Annotated in this window: 3 protein-coding genes; all 3 read right to left on the minus strand. The window is 61.2% G+C overall.

Annotation, left to right across the window (positions count from 1 at the left end; all coding sequences use genetic code 11):
• A partial coding sequence (locus tag JNL55_RS13220; RefSeq protein ID WP_293853636.1) for a S9 family peptidase occupies window positions 1-1,466 on the minus strand: 1,466 nt, incomplete at its 3' end.
• On the minus strand, window positions 1,463-2,938 hold the full coding sequence (locus tag JNL55_RS13225) for a serine hydrolase domain-containing protein (protein WP_293853639.1): 1,476 nt from the start codon (window positions 2,936-2,938) through the stop codon (window positions 1,463-1,465). The genes JNL55_RS13225 and JNL55_RS13220, both read right to left, overlap by 4 nt.
• A 51-nt stretch (window positions 2,939-2,989) precedes the next feature.
• Window positions 2,990-3,208, minus strand: a 219-nt coding sequence (locus JNL55_RS13230) for a hypothetical protein (protein ID WP_293853642.1), incomplete at its 5' end; no start/stop codon positions are given.

Below are 3,208 nucleotides of genomic sequence, written 5' to 3' on the forward strand. Positions count from 1 at the left end.
GACACGAAGGCGGCACCCCGCCCCAGACTGCCTCGATAGTTGGGATAGATCACCAAGTAGCCACGAGCTGCGAGCAGTTGCCCCCAATCTCTATAAGAGCCTCGCCAGCCATTTTCGACCACACTTTCCGAGCCGCCATGCACGTGTACGACCACCGGATAGCGACCACCGGGTTGGTAGCCGACCGGTCGAATCAACACGCCTTCAATCGGTAGCCCGTCCTTACTTCGCCAGCGCGTCACTTCTTGCGCTCCCAGCCGCACGGAATTCAGTTGCAGATTGGAGTCCGTCAGCCTCCGCAGTCGGGCGTTGCGCTCGGTGCGGCCAAGCACGACTTCATCAGGGTGCGACGGCGTATTGGCGGTAGTGGCAAAGCGCCGACCATCGGCGGTGAAGCTCGGCACGCCGGAAAGAACAGCGCCGGGCTCATTCACCAAAGTGACCTTGCCGCTCGGGTCAACCGAGCGCAAGTTCGTCACCTGACCTTCGACCGACCTGAAGACGAACGTGGCGCCGTGTCCCGGCCAGGCACCGAGCCACGTCGCCGTCCCTTCGAAACCTTCGGTAAGATTCTTCGGTGCCGCGCCACCCGACGCCGGCACGGCGAATACATTGCCGTTGTAGGCATCGCTCACATCGAGCGATGCCAGCCAAGCGATCCAGGTGCCGTCAGCAGACCACGTCGGAAACGCGAGCCTGCCGAAATGATCGGCCAACAGCCGCGGCACCGAACCGACGGCCGCTACGACATACGGCCGAGTCCGTAGCATTTCGTCATCGGCCGACGCACTGGGCGCCGCTGCGATCACGAGTTGATCGCCCCTGGGTGACCAAGAAAAATAGTGCACGCTCAGTTCAGCGCGCGTCACCAACACTGACTTCGCAGTTGCCAGGTCAGTCACATACAAACGCAACTGACGGCCCGGTTCGTCGAAGACGATCCAATCGCGCCCTTCGCTGTGCTCGCGCTGTTGCTCGGCGCTGATGCCATCCCAAGCGGTGTAGGCGATGCGATCCCCCTGCGGCGACCATTCGAAAGCTGCTACGCCACCTGGTGCATCGGTCAATGTCCGCACCTCACCGTTCGCAAGTGTCTTGACCCGCAGCTGCACTGTGCCGCTCGGCTCAGTCCCCTGTAGCCAGGCGAGCTGCTTACCATCTGGTGACCAACTGGGGCGATACGCGCCTCCACCCGCTTCGAGGACGCGCTTCGCAGGTGCATCCACCGCCGCACTCCACACTTCGTGCACGACGTTGCGCTGAGATTGAGCGGCCTCCGGCGGGCGCGTGACCTGCCACGCCACACGACGCCCGTCGCTGGACAACGTGACATTCGAGTTCGTCACCAGATTCAACACCACGTCGGTGCTTAGTACCTCGTCAGCGCAGGCCGCCGCGTTCCATCCGATGCATGCGATCAGCCAGGCGCCGATCAGCCGAGTTGGCAGTCCGGCGCGGCGACTCATTGCTTGAGCACCTCAGTCCAGTGCGTCAGCGCACTGCTTCGCCAATCGTCGGAGCGTGCCGTCACACCGCCACTCAGCACCGAGCCACGAAGCTTCAATGACAGTGACATCACATTGCTGCCACGATGCCGAGTGTCTTCTGTGTCCAGCTTTCCGAAGAATTCCCCGCTGACTTCATCGTTCTGGACCCTCAGTCGAGTCACCAGACTTTCACGCTGCCCTTGCAGTTGAGCGTGCACGTCGCCGTCGGGCTGGAATTCCAACGTCAGCGGCACATCGCCGCGATAGGTATGAACGAGCCCCTTCCAAGTACCGGCGAATTTCTGCGCCGGCGCGACAGCTGGAGCGGATCTCGTCGCGGGCTCGGGGCCGCGCTGCTGCTCGGCCTGTGCCGGACGCCACTTCGGTAGCACCACTTTGAGAACCTGGTCAGCAATCAGTCGATGACGGCTGGAGCGCTGGTTGGTCAACACCGCGATGGCCACATCCTCCGCCGGGATCAACAACAACACCACGTTGACGCCAGGCATGCTGCCGCCGTGCTCGACGACTCGATAACCATCAGCACGATTGACCACGCTCCACGAGACGCCATAGCCCTCGCGCTCATCCTCAACGGCAGTCACCCGCTGCATCTCCGCGATGGCGTTCTTGGACAGAATGCGCTTCTGATCCGGCAGGCCGTCCTGCAAATGGAACATCGCAAAGCGGATCAAATCGTGCGCGCTCCCGTACACCGCCGATGCGCCTCGATGATCTGACTCGTAGAAAGGCAACGCCTTACCATTCTCGTCGTATCGAACCGCGGCGTAGGGTTCGAGCCCTGGCCCGATACCCAGCGACATGCGCGTCAATCCCAACGGCAAGAACACATCCTCAGTCAGATACGCGCCGAAACTTTTTCCGGACACGCGACTGATCACGTAATCCAGCACGCCATAGCCCAGGTTGGAGTACTCGACCTTCTCGCCCGGCGCGGTGATCAAGTTGCCGTATCTCAGGATGGTTTCGTCCATGGACACGCGACGCTCGGGTTCATCCGCGTAAAAGAACTGATAGTGCAGCGGCAGACCGGAAGAATGGTTCGCCACCTGACGAACCGTGGCTGCTTGAGTTCCCACTCTAGCCACCAGCTTGGCCGACCCGAGGTAATCGTTGATGGGCGCATCCAAATCAATCTTGCCCGCCTCCACCAATGTCATCAGCGCGGTGGCAGTGATGGGCTTGGAGATGGAAGCAAGCGAGTACATCGTGTGCGGTGTCGCAGCGATCTTCCGCTCCAGATCCGCCCAGCCAAAGCCCTCTTCCCAAACAATCTTGCCGCGCTGACTGATCGCAACCGAGACCGCCGGCAGATTTGCTTCCTGCATCTGCCCACGGATGTACTCGCGAGCGGCGTCAAATCGATCGGCAGCGTCAGCGTGCGACACAAACGCGGCCAAGCCCAACAGCAAAGAAGTCGAAAGCTTCATAGAGCCCTGTACGAGTGAAAGCCTGTACGAGTGAAGGAGTGAGTGTGGCGCTTACGATGTCGGCGACTGCCGCTCGAGACGCACCCAATACGGCAATGAACTGCGTGAGCGCGCTTCGGCCGGAAAACCCGTATTCCAGTACTGGGTGTGGGCCATACCGGTGAGAGTCTCGCCGCGCAAATCCAGATCGATACCGATGACATGGTTGTAGCCCGCGGTATCGGACGTACCCATGCGAGCAGCAAAACGTCCCGAGAAACCTCGTTCGGA

The organism is Steroidobacter sp. (genome assembly GCF_016790065.1).
Classification (GTDB): domain Bacteria; phylum Pseudomonadota; class Gammaproteobacteria; order Steroidobacterales; family Steroidobacteraceae; genus Steroidobacter.

Coding starts and splice junctions, on each gene's coding strand:
- JNL55_RS13225 (WP_293853639.1), bottom strand. CDS start 2,938: ATGAAGCTTTCGACTTCTTTGCTGTTGGGCTTGGCCGCGTTTGTGTCG.